This is a genomic window from uncultured Granulicatella sp. (assembly GCF_963515095.1).
Classification (GTDB): Bacteria; Bacillota; Bacilli; order Lactobacillales; family Aerococcaceae; genus Granulicatella.
Map to the genome: position 1 here is coordinate 16995 of NZ_CAUPXD010000020.1, position 15772 is coordinate 32766.

A 15772-nucleotide genomic window follows, 5' to 3' on the forward strand; every position below is an offset into this window, starting at 1 on the left:
TGTTTCACGTGAAACATTTTGATAAAGCGTCAAGGGTATTCCTTAGGTGTAAAATATGTTAAAATGTATATAGAAAGATGGTGATAAACATATGTTAAATCATTTTAAGGAATGGTATGAAAAACTTCCATCTTATCTAAGAATCCCTTCTGTAAAATATTATGGAGGATCTTTTATAATCCTTTTATTTATTCTATGTATAATGAGTTTCGTAACTCATGTATGGCTAGGTTTCGTATTTCTATTTTGGATATGTTTATTTGCCACATTAGTATATTTTTCAATACAGCATATTAATAAAAAAATTAATGAATATGCGATTGATTTAGCTTACAAGATTCGTAAAGGTGAGCAGGATGCCTATTTAAAAATGCCAATAGGTATGATTTTATATGATACAAATGAAAATATTACATGGATAAATCCTTATCTTCAGAAGAAACTCCAAAGACAGAATGTTATAGGAATTCCGTTGAAAGAATTAAATGAACGATTATATTATCAAGTGAAAAAACAAATTCAAAATCAAAAAGAAAATGATATCTTCACTCATATAGATAAAAAATATCAAGTAATCGTACATTCTGATATTCGAATGATTTATTTAACAGATATTACAGAATATGCAAGTATTGAAGAAAAATATCATGAAGAACAAATCGTTTTTGGACAAATATTTTTAGATAATTTTTCAGAAGTTTCCCAGTCATTAAATGATAGAAGAAAGTCAAATTTAAATAATTTTGTAACGAATCAATTATCAAGTTGGGCAATTCATCATAATATCTTTATGAAGAGAGTGGATGATGATCGTTTTATCGCATTTTTAAATCGTAAATCATTAGAAACTTTGGAAAAAGAAAAGTTTGATATTATGGATAAAATTCGTGAAACTACAGCTAAACAAAATTATCCATTAACTGTAAGTATGGGATTCTCCTATCCAGATAAAGAAAATAGTGATGTAACATACCCAGAAATTGCTTCTTATGCGCAAGCAAACTTGGATTTAGCTCTTGGGCGTGGTGGAGACCAAGTAGTTGTTCGTTCTCAAAATGAGGATGCACGTTTCTATGGTGGAAAATCAAATCCAATGGAAAAACGTACACGAGTAAGAGCAAGAATGGTTTCTCAAGCATTAAAAGACTTAATGGAAGAAGCATCTGAAATTATTGTAATGGGACATCAATTTCCAGATATGGATGCTATAGGAGCTTGTTTAGGAATTCGACGTATTGCAAACATGAATCAGAAAAAAGCTTGGATTGTGACAAATGAAAATCAATATTCACATGATATTCATAAACTAATGGATGTTATTCGTGAACAAAAAGATTTACGAGAGGATATCATTACTCCAGAAGAAGCATTGGAAAAACTGACATCCAATACATTAGTAATATTAGTGGATGTGAGTCGTCCAGTCATTGCTGCTTCGCCAGAAGTATTGGAACAAGCTAATAAAATTGTTGTAATCGACCACCATCGAAGAAGTCAAGATTTTCCAAAAAATCCTGTGTTGGTTTATATTGAACCTTATGCTTCTTCAACTGGTGAATTAATTACAGAATTATTTGAATATCAGAATAATTATGCAGAAAGTATTCAACCGATTGAAGCAACAGCCATGTTAGGTGGAATTATTGTTGATACAAGAAACTTTACATTAAGAACAGGTTCAAGAACATTTGACGCAGCAAGTTATTTAAAATCAGTTGGGGCCGATACTATATTAATCCAAAGATTATTGAAAGAAAATGTAGAAACTTATTTATTAAGAAGTCATTTATTAAATTCATTAATTTTACTAGATAATAATATTGGAATTGTACAAGGGGAAGAGGATACTCCTTATCCAACAGTTGTTGCTGCACAAACAGCAGATATGATGCTTTCAATGGAAAATATTGATGCTTCATTTGTTGTTACAAAACGTGAAGATGGACGAATAGGTATTAGTGGAAGAAGTTTAGGAAATAAAAATGTACAAAGAGTAATGGAAAAAATGGGCGGTGGAGGACATCTCTCAAATGCAGCTACTCAATTAAGTGATACTACGATTGAAGAAGCTGTTATCCAATTAAAAGAAGTAATTTCTGATTTAGGAAATGATATAGATTTATAGGAGGTAAGGAAAATGAAAGTTATTTTTCTACAAGATGTTAAAGGTAAAGGTAAAAAAGGAGATGTAAAAAACGTAGCAGATGGCTATGCACAAAATTTCCTTATTAAAAATGGTTTAGCAAAAGAAGCTACAAATGCTAGCTTATCAACTTTAGCTGGGCAAAAGAAAGCAGAAGAAAAACATAATGCTGAATTATTGGCACAAGCAAAAGAATTAAAAGAGTTTTTAGAAAAAGAAGAAACAGTGGTAACGATTAAAGCAAAAGCAGGAGAAGATGGACGTTTATTTGGAGCTATTCCAGCAAAACAAATTGCAGAAGAATTCAATAAAACATTTAATTTATCTTTAGATCGTCGTAAATTTGAATTAGCTGCTCCTATTCGTGCATTAGGTTTTGCTAGAGTACCTGTTAAATTACATCATGATGTTCAAGCAACAATGACTGTGAATATTGTTGCTCAATAGTAAGCTTACTAAAACTGTGGATATCTTTTCCACAGTTTTTTTATATATTAAATTGTTATTAAGTTCACAAATTACTATAAATAAAAACCACCGATTTTCATCGGTGGAAAAAAGGATTAGAAATATTTATTTTGGGAGGATAAATATTCTTATTTGGGAATGACTAAAGTATAGTGGAAGAATATGAAGAAATTATGAAATATATTTATAGATTTTATTATGATTTATGAAAAATTACTTATGATAGGCATGTCCCGCTGTAATTCGAAAAGAACGATAAATTTGTTCCACTAACACCAATCGCATTAATTGATGAGGAAGAGTAATTCTTCCAAATGAAATTTTAGCATTGGCACGTTTTTTGACAGTATCACTTAAACCTAATGAACCGCCAATAATGAAAACAATAGAACTTTTTCCATTTATTCCATAATTTTCAATCTTTTCAGCTAATTGTTCTGAACTTATCAAATCTCCTTCAATTGCCATAGCAATAACGGTATCAGAATCTTTTACTTTAGAAAGAATTTTTTCTCCTTCTTTATCTTTTACTTGCTCCATTTCTTTTTCACTTAGATTTTCTGGAGCTTTTTCATCAGGTACTTCAATGAGTTGAAGTTTACAGTAACTCCCTAATCGTTTGGCATATTCATCTATTCCTTGTTTCAGATATTTTTCTTTTAATTTTCCAACGCTAATAATCGTAATATTCATATAAGTCTCCTTTAAAAAGTTTACGTTAGTATTATACTAAACATTTGGATAAGATTTCATTAATTTATCGATTTTTTTTTTGAAAAGGATTATAATTTTCAAGAATAGATTTTTATCATTAAATGGAGGAATTAAATGATTCGTTTTTTATTTCAACAATCCATTCCTAAAAGAATAGCAGCTAGTTTTGCTATCGTCATTTTAGTGGGTTCTTTATTATTAAACTTACCTATCTCACAATTAGAGACTTCACAGGCAACTTATTTTGATCATTTGTTTACGACAGTTTCTATGGTTTGTGTAACTGGATTATTTACTCAACCAGTTGCTTCTACTTATAATCCATTTGGTCAAATTATTTGTATGTTTTTAATGCAAATTGGTGGGCTTGGGTTAATGAGTATGATTGCCTTTTTCTTCTTTGATTCAGGAAAGAAACTATCTTTAACAGATCGTTTAGCATTGCAAGATAGTTTGAATCGAGATGATACAAAGGATTTTAAAGATTACTTACGTACGATTTTTAAATATACTTTTATCATTGAAGGAATAGCAGCTATATTATTTATGATACGTTTTATTCCGATGTTAGGAGTCGGTAAAGGGATATTTACTTCAATATTTTTTGCGATTTCTGCTTTTTGTAATGCTGGTTTTGATAATTTAGGAAGTAATAGTTTGATTGATTACGCAACAGACCCTTTATTAGCAATTGTTATTTCAGCGTTGATTATATTGGGAGGAATTGGTTTTGCAGTATGGTTTGATGTAAAAAATTCTATTTCATGCTACCGCCGTTCCTTAAAAAATAAATATCATAAAATGTTTTATAAACGATTACACTATCATACAAAAGTGGTCATTTTATTAACATTAGGGATTTTGTTAACAGGAACTTTCTTAACGTTGATTACAGAGTGGCATAATCCTGATACAATAGGTAATCTAAATTTTGGACAGAAATTATTAGTTAGCTTTTTCCAAACGGTGACGATGAGAACAGCAGGATTTGCAAGTATTGATTATACAAAAGCAAACCCATCTACTTTACTACTCTATTGTATTCAAATGTTTATTGGTGGCTCTCCAGGAGGAACTGCTGGTGGTGTGAAAACTACAACGGTATTAGTCGTTTTATTATTTATTCGTTCAGAAATTTATGAGAAAAAATCGATTAATTTTAGACACCATACGATTCCTTATGAAATGGCTAGAAAATCATTAATGATTTTTATTATCTTTACAGTATTAACATTAAGTAGTGTATTCTTGTTAAGTATCACAGATCCACAAGCTCCATTATTATATACATTATTTGAAACGATTTCTGCTATGTGTACAGTAGGTGTAACAGCTAATTTAACACCAACCTTATCGATGCTTGGGCAAATCATTATTATGACATTAATGTTTATCGGAAGAATTGGACCATTAACGGTATTATTAAGTTTCTCAAATCGCAAGAAACAAGAATCAAAAATAAAATATGCGAAAGCTCCATTATTAATTGGATAGAAAGTAGGATTAAGTATGACAAAAACAGTAGGAATCTTAGGGTTAGGAGTATTTGGTACAACGATTGCCAAACAACTAAGTCAATATGACTGTGATATTATTGCAGTAGATAGTCAAGAAGAAAATGTGAATCGCTTGGAACCTTATATTACAAAAGGTGTTATTGCAGATATTACAGATTTTCATGTATTAGAGGAAATCGGTATTAGTGATTGTGATGTAACGGTTATTGCGACAGGAAGTAATTTAGAAGCAAGTATTTTAGCAGTAATGCATTGTAGTAAACTAGGTGTTCCAAAAATTGTAGCAAAAGCAAAAAGTAAAACTTCAACAGAAATCTTAATGAAGATGGGGGCAACTAGAATTATCAATCCTGAAAAAGAAACAGGAATTCGAGTTGCAAAAAATATTGTACACCATAAATTAGCAGATGTAATTTCTTTAGATGAAAATATCTCCTTAGTAGAATTTTATCCACCATTATCATGGATCGGAAAAGCATTAAAAGATTTACATTTACGTCAACGATATGATTTGAACTTAATTGGATATCGTCCGGTAGAAAATGCACCTTTAAATACACAATTAAGTGCTGATTATGAAATACAAGAAAATGTTATGTTAGTGGCGATTATCGATAGTAAACGATTAGAAAATGCTGATTTTTTGAATGAGGATTAAAAAAAGAAAGCTCCTTTTTAGAGAGCTTTCTTTTTTTGTTTGCATTAACGGATAACTGTTTCAGTTTCTGCATCGAAGAAGTGTGATTTATTTAAGTCAAACGCTAAATCAACCATTTCTCCTGGGTTGTGGAAGTCACGAGCATCCACTTTAGATACGAATTCAGTGTCATCTACTTTAGTATATAACATAGTTTCAGCACCTAATAATTCTGATACAACAACTTCAGCTTTTACAGAAGATGAAGGATATGTTTCAAGAACGATTTGTGAACCTTTAATATCTTCTGGACGGATACCGAAGATTAATTCTTTACCATTGTATCCTTTTTCTTCTAATAATTTTTGTTTAGCTAATGGTAATTGTAGTGATAAACCTTTACCGTTTGAAATTACGCCATCTTGTAATGTTACTTTGAAGAAGTTCATTGCTGGTGAACCGATGAATCCAGCTACGAATACATTGTTTGGAGTATTGTAAACTTCTTGAGGAGAACCAATTTGTTGAACGATACCATCTTTCATAATAACGATACGGTCAGCCATTGTCATCGCTTCAGTTTGGTCGTGTGTTACATAAATAGTAGTTGTTTCTAAACGACGGTGTAATTTAGCGATTTCTGCACGCATGGCAACACGTAATTTAGCATCTAAGTTTGATAGAGGTTCGTCCATTAAGAATACTTTAGCATCACGAACGATTGCACGACCTAAAGCCACACGTTGACGTTGTCCACCTGATAAAGCTGCTGGTTTACGTTCTAAGTATTGAGCTAATCCTAAGATTTCAGCTGCATTTTTAACACGTTTGTCAATTTCAGCTTTGTCATATTTACGTAATTTTAATCCGAATGCCATGTTATCATAAACACTCATATGTGGATATAACGCATAGTTTTGGAATACCATTGCGATGTCACGATCTTTAGGAGCAACATCGTTCATTACAGTATCACCGATTTTTAATTCACCTTCAGAAATATCTTCTAAACCAGCAATCATACGTAAAGTTGTAGATTTACCACATCCAGAAGGTCCTACGAATACGATAAACTCACGATCTTTGATATGTAAGTTAAAGTCTGTTACTGAATAGAAATCAGCATTGTCGTATTTTTTGTGAATATGATTTAATTCAATTTGTACCATTTTATAATCCCCTTTTGTTATCTTATTGGATAATGTAATTATACATGAAAAAGCTTTCAAAACCTACAGTCCCCTTGCCTAAAAATTTCCTTTGATTTTTGTGCAAGTTGCTGTGTGACATATAGGGTATAAGGATTTGTAAAAAATGAAGGGACTTCTAGTGTAATTTTCTTCTTTCAATGTTATGATAGAAGAGAATAGAATGATTGGAAAAGGTGATGAAATGGAAAAAAAACGTGGATTTGAAATTATTACTAGTTATCAAGATAAAGGGATTAATATCCCAAAACGTTCCACAAAACATTCAGCAGGATATGATTTTGAAGCAGCAGAAACAATTGTATTGCCAAGTATTTGGAAGATGATTTTTAAATATTGTGCCGTTCAATTAAAACAATGGGTATATCGTAGTGATAAAGAAGTAGTGGAAGCTGAATTAGAAAAAGAACAAAAAGTATTAAAACCGATTTTAGTTCCTACAGGAATTAAAGCGTATATGCAAGAAGATGAATACTTACAATTAGCAAACCGTTCTAGTAATCCATTAAAACACTTCTTAGTATTACCAAATGGGGTAGGAGTTGTGGATAGTGATTACTATAATAATGAAGGAAATGAAGGACATATTTATTTCCAATTATTGAATTTTGGATTATTTGATAAGGAAATTCAAAAAGGTGATCGTATCGGTCAAGGAATTTTCCATTCATTCTTGAAAGCAGATGAAGATGATGAACAAGAAGCGAATGAAAGAACTGGTGGATTTGGTTCATCAGGCGTTCGCTAGAAAGGAGTTTTTATGGCAAAAGCAACCGTTAGCTATCTATGTTCAGAATGTGGGTATGTTTCTCCTAGATATTTAGGGAAATGTCCAAATTGTGGACAATGGAGTACGATGGAAGAATATAAGGAAGTTGCGACAAGTAGTACTAAAAAACAATCTTTAGTGAGTCATTCTGAAGAAGAAAATCGTGCAAAACCACTTCGTATTGACCAAGTTGCCTATGAACGTGTCAAACGTGTAGAAACTTCGATGCAAGAATTAGATCGTGTATTAGGTGGTGGAGTAGTTCCTGGTTCTCTTGTATTAATTGGTGGAGACCCTGGAATTGGGAAGTCTACTTTATTATTACAAGTATCAAGTCAATTACAAAAAGCAGGTGGCAGTGTTTTATATGTTTCAGGTGAGGAAAGTGCTGCACAAGTAAAAATGCGTGCAGAACGTTTAGGGATGCAAGCAGATGGGTTTTACATTTATCCGGAAACAGATTTACAAGCTGTAGTAACACAAGTAGAACAAATAAAGCCAGACTATGTTATTATCGATTCAATTCAGACAATGGCTCATCCGCAAGCAACAGGAATTGCAGGAAGTGTTTCTCAAGTAAGAGAATCAACTGCCACATTGATGAGATTAGCGAAGTTAAATCAAATTGCGATTTTTATTGTAGGGCATGTGACAAAAGAAGGAGCGTTGGCAGGACCTAGAATGTTGGAACATATGGTGGATACTGTATTGTATTTTGAAGGGGAAAAACACCATAGTTTTAGAATTTTACGTTCGGTGAAAAATCGTTTTGGCTCAACTAATGAAATTGGTGTATTCGAGATGATGCAAGATGGATTAAAAGAAGTGATTAATCCGTCAGAAGTTTTCTTAGAGGAACGATTAAAAGGGGCAACAGGATCTGCAATTGTTGTGTCGCTCGAAGGAACTCGTCCAATCTTAGCAGAAGTTCAATGTCTATTATCTCCAGCAATTTTTGGAAATGCTAGAAGAACAACGAGTGGATTGGATTATAATCGAGTAGCTCTACTAATGGCAGTCTTAGAAAAGAGAGCAGGATTATTGCTACAAAATCAAGATGCCTATTTCAAATCTACAGGTGGGTTGAAATTAAATGAACCAGCGATTGATTTAGCAATTGCGATGAGTATTGTTTCAAGTTATAAAGAACAGGGAACCGCTGTAGATGACTGTTTTGTAGGAGAAATTGGATTAACAGGAGAAATTCGTCGTGTAAATCGTATTAGTGATCGTGTAAAAGAAGCACAAAAATTAGGGTTTAAACGAATTTTTATTCCGAAAAATAATATCGATGGATGGGAATTTCCAAAGGGAATTGAAGTTGTCGGAGTTTCCTCTGTGAAAGAAGCCATTCAAAAAGCATTTTAATAAAATTATCAAATAAGGAGGTTGAATAACATGGATTTATCCGTAAAAGGTCAACTTTTTGCCAAACGAATGATTAGCCTTATCTTTGTCATTTTAGGCGGTAGTTTGGGAGTGACCTATTTACCATCATTTTGGGAATTAATAGGGATTTCCAATGATTGGTTGAATTCTGCTGTGTGTAGCGCGGTGATTGGTGCCATTATTTTCTTTTTTATTTCTTTATTATTAACCAAACCAATCATGGCAGGATTTAAAAAATTAGAAAAACTAGTAAATCAATTATCTGTTACTTATTTAGTATTTGGATTATTAGGAATGTTACTCGGATTAGTGGTTGCTTCATTTATTAGCTTACCACTAACAAATTTACAAATTCCGGCGATTACACAAGTTGCACCTATAGTATTAAGTATTATTTTTGGTTATTTAGGATTTTATATTGGAACGAGTCGTAGAGGGGATTTTCATAAACTATTAAGTTTAAAGAAAAAAGCAGAAGAACCTCAAGTGCTGGAAAGAAAAGTAGATGATGCTTTCCATAAATATAAAATTTTAGATACGAGCGTGATTATCGATGGACGAATTTATGATATTGCGCAAACTAGATTTTTAGAAGGGGTATTAGTCATTCCAGTATTTGTACTGAATGAATTGCAATATATTGCGGATAGCTCTGATAGTGTGAAACGAGTTCGTGGACGTAGAGGATTAGATATTCTGAATGCTTTACAAAAAGAATCAAAAGTTCCTGTTGAAACATATGATGGAGACTATGATGATATTACTGAAGTGGACCGTAAGCTAATTCGATTAGCCAAAGCGATTGATGGAGTCATTATTACGAATGATTATAATTTGAATAAAGTTAGTGAGTTTCAAAATGTTCCTGTCTTCAATATTAATGCATTAGCAAATGCGATTAAACCTGTTGTGATTCCTGGAGAAATGATGAAAATTCAAGTTATCAAAGCAGGAACTGAAAGGCAACAAGGGGTTGCTTATATGGATGATGGGACAATGATTGTAGTCGAAGATGGTCAGTATTATATGAATCAAGAAATTGATGTCATTGTAACGAGTGCATTACAAACAGCAGCGGGAAGAATGATTTTTGCAAAACCAGCTCATTCACAAAAGAAAATGAATAAACCACAAGAATAGAATGAATATATTTGTAAAAGTGAGAAGAAACAAAAATGTTTTTTCTCACTTTTTTGTATCGAAAAAAATGACTAAAGTCATTCTAGTTAGTGACTAAAGTCAGTAGGCGACTGTAGGAATAATTTGTATAATAAGGATACAGTAAAGCGAAGGGAAGAGAGAGTATGATGACCTATCAAAAAGGAAAAGAAAAAATTGTAATCGTAATATTAGGAATACTCTTAGCTTTTGTCGTTTATAAATTTTTCTTACATTAATTAATAGTAACTTTAAAAAGGAGAACAAATATGGCATACGTTGAAATTCAATCTATTACAAAATCATTTGATGAGAAAAAAGTATTAAATCAAGTATCTTTTGAAATTATGAAAGGGGAATGCTTTGGATTATTAGGGCCTAATGGTGCTGGTAAATCAACACTGATTGATATCATTACTGGATTAAAGAAAACAGATCAAGGAGAGGTCTTGATTGATGGGCGTTCGATTAAAGAAGATGCATTGACGATTCGACAAAAATTAGGAGTTGTTCCACAAGAATTGGCGATTATTGAAGAATTAAATGCAGTCGATAATTTAACGTATTTTGGTGGACTATATGGCTTATATGGGAATACGTTAAAAGAGAGAATTGCAGAAATTCTAGCAGTAACCGGATTAGAAGAAAAGAAAAAAGAAAAGGTAAAAACTTTTTCAGGTGGGATGAAGAGACGATTAAATATTGGGATTGCACTCTTACATCAACCAGAATTTTTAATTTTAGATGAGCCAACGGTTGGTGTTGACCCACAATCGAGACAGCATATTTTTGACTTTTTAGAAACTTTAAATCAACAAGGAACTACTATTTTATACACTTCACATTATATGGAAGAAGTGGAAGCATTATGTGACCGTGTATTTATTATGGATCTTGGAGAAGAAGTAGCGTATGGAACAAAAGAATATGTGAAGGAACTAGTAGGATTAACATATTCTATTGAAGTAGTACTGGATCGTATTCCACAAGGATTCGAGCAAGTGGTTCTAGAAAGTGAAAATGGTATTCAAGAAGTAATGGTTGAAAATCGTCAAATGAATTTAGTCGTGGATCGTTCGATTTACTCGATGATGAAATTTATTTCTTTAGTAGAAGAAAATCACTTAGTCATTAAAAAAGTTTCAGTCAATGAAACAACATTAGAGGAAGCCTTCTTGAAATTAACAGGAAAAGCATTACGAGATTAAAGGAGAGTAATATGAAATTTTGGTATTTTTTAAAAGCAAATCTTCAGATGATGTTCAAACAGTTTCATATGCAGTTTTTTATGATTGTATTAGGCCCTTTATTAATAGGACTGTTTATTAATTTTTCAGGGAAAAGTGTCATTGAACGTAAACCGAATAAAGTAGATACATTATTATATGTGGAAAATCAAGATCAAGAAGTGTTAGGAAATATTGTCCAAAAAACGCTTGAACAATTGAATGAACGAGAAATTATCGCCCTTACAACTGATAAAGAAAAAGCAGAATTGATTGCTATTATTCCAACAGATTTTTCCAAAACCGTATCAGAGGGTCAGCAAACAAATCCGATTCAAGTTCAAAAGAAATCAAAAGTTTCAACTAGTAATCAATTGACGTATGAAATTATCTTGAAAAATATTACAGGACAGTTATTCGAGCAAGTGGAATTGAAAGAATTGGTGAAGAATAAAAAACAAGTCGATGATGCAACAGCAGCTGTATTGTCTACGCAAATTCTTCAAAAAACAAATGAGGTTCTTACTACAGAACTCTATCAAAGAAATGATTATCAAACGAGTCGAATGCTGACAAGTGAGCAATACTTTTCTACCGCTCAATTAACAATGATTTTGGCTATGGTTTTTTCAACAGTGGTGGCAAGTGCTGTGAAGCCTGAATTAAGTGGGCTAAATAAACGAGTGAAATTATTACCACTGAGTGTTCGCCAAAGAGAAACGTATGGATTGATTTCGAATTTTATACAATTTTATCTTTTTACTTTATTATATGTAGGAATTTGGAAGCTCATTAATCCATCAACTTTTAATGGTAATCTATTGGGGATTGCAGGAATTTTAGCGATTCAATTATTTGCAATACTATCGATAGCAGGATTCGTAAGTATATTTATTACGGAGAAAACGTTAGGATTAGTTTCTTCTATTATATCACTTGGATTTGTTCTTTTTTCAGGAGCTCTTCCACTTGATAAAATGAGTCCAATGTTCCATTGGTTTGGAGATAATCCATTTAGAAGAGTATTGATTGAACCAATCATTCGTATGATGCAACAAGAATCGGTAGGAGATTTTATAATCATCTATGTTGTAATCGTCATCGTGGCTTTACTGATTACTGAATTACAAATTCGTTGTTTACAAAGAAGGGAGGAATACTGATGGATTTATTAAGAGGGATAGGATTTCATATTAAAAGAATCGTAAAGAGTCCAGCATTGATAGGTCAAATGGTGATTCTTCCAACAATAGTGACACTTTTTATGGTATTCATTCAATTATCGACTACAAATAAAAACAATACAACAACTTCTTCATCAACTCCTTCATTAGCGATTGTATTGGAAGAAGGAAATGAAGAGTTTCAACAAGAATTAGAAAAGCTATATTCTAAAAATGTTTTTTTTACAGATAAAGAAAAAGCTCTAAACGAGTTGGAAAAAGGATATATTCGAAGTGTATATGTTGTTCCTAAAAATTTTGTTCAATCTTTAGGAAATGGACAAGAAAAACAGATGGAAGTGTATAGTCGTCAAAAACAAAAAGAAGTTTTATTAGAACAAGATATTCAAGGTATTTTGCAAAAACAATTAGTCAATACAACTCTTCAAAAAGAAGGGATATTAGAAAAGGGAGAACTATTCAAGCAAAGTGAAAATCAACTCGTTCATTTTGAAGAAGAAAATTCAACAACTGTAAGCTATGTGTTATTGCTATTGTTAGTGATGTTTTATATTTTGTTTAATGCATCTTCTATTTCGTTTGATTTAATTACTTTTAAGAAAAATTATGTATTAAAACGTTCATTATTAGCGCCACGTTCAAATGCGTGGATTACAAAGAGCTTTTTGGGAGCTTACTTTGTAGTGATGTTTGTTGCGAATCTATTTATCATTTTCTTTATGGATAGAGTGATGAATGTAGGCATTCCAAATTGGTTTAACGTTTGTTTATTAGTTGCAAGTGGGATTATTTATAGTTTGAGTCTAGGATTATTCTTGTTTAGAATTTTTAAAAATCCAGTGATAGCTCAACAAGTAGGAGTTTTCGGCACCCTTTTACTTGCGGGACTTGGAATGGCACCAAAACTATTTCAGTCTGAAATTATCGATATTGTTGCTCATTTTAGTCCAGTTTATTGGTTTGTTCAAATCGTTGATCGTCAAGAATTACTTCCAGGTATTCCAATGGTATTAGTGATGGCACTTGTATTCTTTACGGCAGGGAATTATCGTTTAGAAACTTATGTTGATTAAGAAGTATTGCATCAATTTTTGAATAATGGTAGGATGAATAGAAAATTATCGTACTAAGGAGATTATATGCCAGTAGGAATTATTATCAATTCATTTGCCATTTTATTAGGAGGAATCGTTGGAGGTTTTGCCGGACATAAAATTCCATCGGAAATCAAAATTCAATTAAATTTAATTTTTGGATTATCTGCTATGATGCTAGGAATTACTTCCATAGGATTAGTAAAAAATATTTCAGCAGTCATTCTATCTATGATTATAGGAACAATTGTTGGAATATCTTGTAAAGTAGGAGTAAGAATCAATCAATTGGGGCAATTATTGGAACGTCCAGTAGCTAGATTTAGCAGTGGAGGTCATAGTGGATTAAGTCAGGAAGAATTTTTGACGCAATTAGTAACAGTAATCGTATTATTTTGTTTTAGTGGAACAGGGATTTATGGTTCGCTGGATTCTGGAATGACAGGAGATCATAGTATCTTAATTGCGAAATCTATTTTAGATTTTTTCACGGCTGCTATTTTTGCTTGTAATGTTGGATATGTTGTTTCATTAGTGGCAGTACCACAATTTATAACATTCTTTTCGTTATATCTATTTGGTACACAAATTTTACCTTTGACAAATCAAGCAATGTTAGCGGATTTTAGAGCTTGTGGTGGGATGATTATGTTAGCAACAGGATTTCGAATCATTAAGGTTAAAATGTTTCCAGTAGCCGATATGATTCCCGCAATGCTCATTGTTATGCCGATAAGTTGGGGATGGGTTAATTGGATTCTCCCATTGATTTCGGGATAACCTGGGTGTATAATAAATTTAATAAAAAAATCACAAAAGGAGTGGTTAGGATGATTATTACAACAACACCAACAATTGAAGGACACAACATTGTTGAATATAAGGGAATTGCTTTTGGAGAAGTTATTTCAGGGGTAAATGTATTAAAAGACCTTGGAGCAAGTTTTCGTGATTTCTTCGGTGGTCGTTCTCAAGGGTATGAAGAAGAATTGTTAAAAGCTCGAGAAGATGCTCTTCGTGAATTGGAAAAACGTGCCGTTCAAATGGGAGCAAATGCAGTTGTCGGAGTAAAAATCGATGCAGAGACAGTAGGTACAGGTGGTATGTTAATGGTAATGGCATCTGGTACAGCGGTTGTTATTGACTAAACTCCTTATTAAAAGTAGAAATGGGGTTGATGGATTTTCCATCAACCTTTTTTATTGCGTATGAAAAGAAGTAAAGCAGATATAAAGTAGTATTTAAATATAAAGATAAAGAAGAAGTGTATTATATACAGTTATAAAAAATTAGGATTTCTTTCATATATTTTTATTGATAAAAATCTTTTTTTACGAAATTAATGAAGAAGTTTAAATAGATTAGAAGAATAAAAAAACGTGATAATTACAGCGTTTTCATTATTTTAAAAAAGACTATTGTTAGATTTTAACTCAATGATTTTATTCTAAACATTTTTTTAAGCCACTTAATTGATAGGTATCTGTATTAACACAGTTAATTAAAGGTGTTATATTTATAGAGAAACAATCTATTTTTTTCGAAAAGCTTTAAAAATAGGTTTTTTAATAGCTTTTATTTATAATTTTTGAACAAATTACTTGTATTAAATATCACTTATCTGAAAAAATAGTACAGATTTTTGTGATTATTCCATTGCTAATTCTTGAGAAAAGATGTATAATGTGTTTGTTAAAAGGAAAACAAAAAACAAAAATAAAAGAAAAGAGGAAAATAAATGGTTAATAAAGCAGTTGTTGAATCCCAAGAACTTTTTGAAAAAGCTTGGGAAGGCTTCAAAGGTGTAGATTGGAAAGAGAAAGCAAGTGTATCTCGCTTCGTTCAAGCTAACTACACACCTTATGATGGAGATGAAAGCTTCCTTGCTGGACCAACAGAACGTTCACTACACATTAAAAAGGTAGTAGAAGAAACTAAAGCTCACTATGAAGCAACTCGTTTCCCAATGGATACTCGTCCAACATCTATTGCTGATATTCCTGCTGGATATATCGACAAAGAAAACGAAGTAATTTACGGTATTCAAAATGATGAATTGTTCAAATTGAACTTCATGCCAAAAGGTGGTATCCGTATGGCGGAAACTACTTTGAAAGAAAATGGATATGAACCAGATCCAGCTGTTCACGAAATCTTTACAAAATATGTAACAACAGTTAACGATGGTATTTTCCGTGCTTATACTTCAAACATCCGTCGTGCTCGTCACGCTCACACTGTAACTGGTCTTCCAGATGCATACTC

At 32.0% G+C, this 15772-nt stretch carries 15 protein-coding genes; 13 read left to right on the forward strand and 2 right to left on the reverse strand.

The features are described 5' to 3' along the window. Positions 1 to 91 precede the first annotated feature (91 nt). Together RWL86_RS05670 and rplI are read left to right on the forward strand one after the other, a co-directional pair. Positions 92 to 2125 (forward strand): DHH family phosphoesterase, encoded by a 2034-nt coding sequence (locus RWL86_RS05670; protein ID WP_314077766.1) that lies wholly within the window; start codon positions 92 to 94, stop codon positions 2123 to 2125. Positions 2126 to 2137: 12 nt separating this feature from the next. After that, on the forward strand, positions 2138 to 2590 hold the full coding sequence (gene rplI / locus RWL86_RS05675; RefSeq protein WP_314077768.1) for a 50S ribosomal protein L9: 453 nt from the start codon (positions 2138 to 2140) through the stop codon (positions 2588 to 2590). 234 nt (positions 2591 to 2824) lie between these two features. On the opposite strand, the gene rlmH is transcribed toward rplI, so the two are convergent. Continuing rightward, the gene (gene rlmH / locus RWL86_RS05680; RefSeq protein ID WP_314077770.1) at positions 2825 to 3304 is read right to left on the reverse strand and encodes a 23S rRNA (pseudouridine(1915)-N(3))-methyltransferase RlmH; all 480 of its coding nucleotides are present in this window, start codon (positions 3302 to 3304) and stop codon (positions 2825 to 2827) included. Positions 3305 to 3439: 135 nt separating this feature from the next. Here rlmH and RWL86_RS05685 point away from each other — a divergent pair, with 135 nt between their 5' ends. Together RWL86_RS05685 and RWL86_RS05690 are read left to right on the forward strand one after the other, a co-directional pair. Next, a complete protein-coding gene (locus RWL86_RS05685) occupies positions 3440 to 4819 on the forward strand; it encodes a potassium transporter TrkG (RefSeq protein WP_314077771.1) in 1380 nt (459 codons plus the stop codon). Between the two features lie 15 nt (positions 4820 to 4834). Beyond that, the gene (locus RWL86_RS05690; protein ID WP_314077772.1) at positions 4835 to 5500 is read left to right on the forward strand and encodes a TrkA family potassium uptake protein; all 666 of its coding nucleotides are present in this window, start codon (positions 4835 to 4837) and stop codon (positions 5498 to 5500) included. 44 nt (positions 5501 to 5544) lie between these two features. On the opposite strand, the gene RWL86_RS05695 is transcribed toward RWL86_RS05690, so the two are convergent. Next, complete coding sequence (locus RWL86_RS05695; protein WP_314077775.1) at positions 5545 to 6648, reverse strand: sn-glycerol-3-phosphate ABC transporter ATP-binding protein UgpC; 1104 nt, start codon at positions 6646 to 6648, stop codon at positions 5545 to 5547. A 223-nt stretch (positions 6649 to 6871) separates the two neighbouring features. Here RWL86_RS05695 and RWL86_RS05700 point away from each other — a divergent pair, with 223 nt between their 5' ends. The 9 genes from RWL86_RS05700 to RWL86_RS05740 all read left to right on the forward strand — a co-directional run. Beyond that, a complete protein-coding gene (locus tag RWL86_RS05700; RefSeq protein ID WP_314077797.1) occupies positions 6872 to 7435 on the forward strand; it encodes a dUTP diphosphatase in 564 nt (187 codons plus the stop codon). Positions 7436 to 7447: 12 nt separating this feature from the next. Then, the gene (radA, locus tag RWL86_RS05705; protein WP_314077778.1) at positions 7448 to 8824 is read left to right on the forward strand and encodes a DNA repair protein RadA; all 1377 of its coding nucleotides are present in this window, start codon (positions 7448 to 7450) and stop codon (positions 8822 to 8824) included. A gap of 30 nt (positions 8825 to 8854) precedes the next feature. Further along, positions 8855 to 9985: a PIN/TRAM domain-containing protein gene (locus RWL86_RS05710; RefSeq protein WP_314077781.1), complete on the forward strand. Its 1131-nt coding sequence runs from the start codon at positions 8855 to 8857 to the stop codon at positions 9983 to 9985. Positions 9986 to 10272: 287 nt separating this feature from the next. After that, positions 10273 to 11211, forward strand: a complete 939-nt coding sequence (locus tag RWL86_RS05715; protein WP_314077782.1) for an ABC transporter ATP-binding protein — start codon at positions 10273 to 10275, stop codon at positions 11209 to 11211. An 11-nt stretch (positions 11212 to 11222) separates the two neighbouring features. Further along, on the forward strand, positions 11223 to 12392 hold the full coding sequence (locus tag RWL86_RS05720; RefSeq protein ID WP_314077784.1) for an ABC transporter permease: 1170 nt from the start codon (positions 11223 to 11225) through the stop codon (positions 12390 to 12392). Next, a complete protein-coding gene (locus RWL86_RS05725; RefSeq protein ID WP_314077786.1) occupies positions 12392 to 13486 on the forward strand; it encodes an ABC transporter permease in 1095 nt (364 codons plus the stop codon). Before RWL86_RS05720 ends, RWL86_RS05725 begins: the two co-directional genes overlap by 1 nt. Before the next feature lie 66 nt (positions 13487 to 13552). After that, positions 13553 to 14287: a DUF554 domain-containing protein gene (locus RWL86_RS05730; RefSeq protein WP_314077788.1), complete on the forward strand. Its 735-nt coding sequence runs from the start codon at positions 13553 to 13555 to the stop codon at positions 14285 to 14287. A gap of 50 nt (positions 14288 to 14337) precedes the next feature. Then, positions 14338 to 14655, forward strand: a complete 318-nt coding sequence (locus RWL86_RS05735) for a heavy metal-binding domain-containing protein (RefSeq protein WP_314077791.1) — start codon at positions 14338 to 14340, stop codon at positions 14653 to 14655. Between the two features lie 590 nt (positions 14656 to 15245). Continuing rightward, positions 15246 to 15772, forward strand: a 527-nt coding sequence (locus RWL86_RS05740; protein WP_314077794.1) for a pyruvate formate lyase family protein, incomplete at its 3' end; no start/stop codon positions are given.

Excerpts from the sequence above, each read along its gene's own strand:
- RWL86_RS05695 (WP_314077775.1), bottom strand. The coding sequence starts at position 6,648 with ATGGTACAAATTGAATTAAATCATATTCACAAAAAATACGACAATGCT.
- RWL86_RS05725 (WP_314077786.1), top strand. The coding sequence starts at position 12,392 with ATGGATTTATTAAGAGGGATAGGATTTCATATTAAAAGAATCGTAAAG.
- radA (WP_314077778.1), top strand. The coding sequence starts at position 7,448 with ATGGCAAAAGCAACCGTTAGCTATCTATGTTCAGAATGTGGGTATGTT.
- RWL86_RS05710 (WP_314077781.1), top strand. The coding sequence starts at position 8,855 with ATGGATTTATCCGTAAAAGGTCAACTTTTTGCCAAACGAATGATTAGC.
- RWL86_RS05685 (WP_314077771.1), top strand. The coding sequence starts at position 3,440 with ATGATTCGTTTTTTATTTCAACAATCCATTCCTAAAAGAATAGCAGCT.
- RWL86_RS05720 (WP_314077784.1), top strand. The coding sequence starts at position 11,223 with ATGAAATTTTGGTATTTTTTAAAAGCAAATCTTCAGATGATGTTCAAA.
- RWL86_RS05715 (WP_314077782.1), top strand. The coding sequence starts at position 10,273 with ATGGCATACGTTGAAATTCAATCTATTACAAAATCATTTGATGAGAAA.
- RWL86_RS05735 (WP_314077791.1), top strand. The coding sequence starts at position 14,338 with ATGATTATTACAACAACACCAACAATTGAAGGACACAACATTGTTGAA.
- RWL86_RS05730 (WP_314077788.1), top strand. The coding sequence starts at position 13,553 with ATGCCAGTAGGAATTATTATCAATTCATTTGCCATTTTATTAGGAGGA.
- rplI (WP_314077768.1), top strand. The coding sequence starts at position 2,138 with ATGAAAGTTATTTTTCTACAAGATGTTAAAGGTAAAGGTAAAAAAGGA.
- RWL86_RS05700 (WP_314077797.1), top strand. The coding sequence starts at position 6,872 with ATGGAAAAAAAACGTGGATTTGAAATTATTACTAGTTATCAAGATAAA.
- rlmH (WP_314077770.1), bottom strand. The coding sequence starts at position 3,304 with ATGAATATTACGATTATTAGCGTTGGAAAATTAAAAGAAAAATATCTG.
- RWL86_RS05670 (WP_314077766.1), top strand. The coding sequence starts at position 92 with ATGTTAAATCATTTTAAGGAATGGTATGAAAAACTTCCATCTTATCTA.
- RWL86_RS05690 (WP_314077772.1), top strand. The coding sequence starts at position 4,835 with ATGACAAAAACAGTAGGAATCTTAGGGTTAGGAGTATTTGGTACAACG.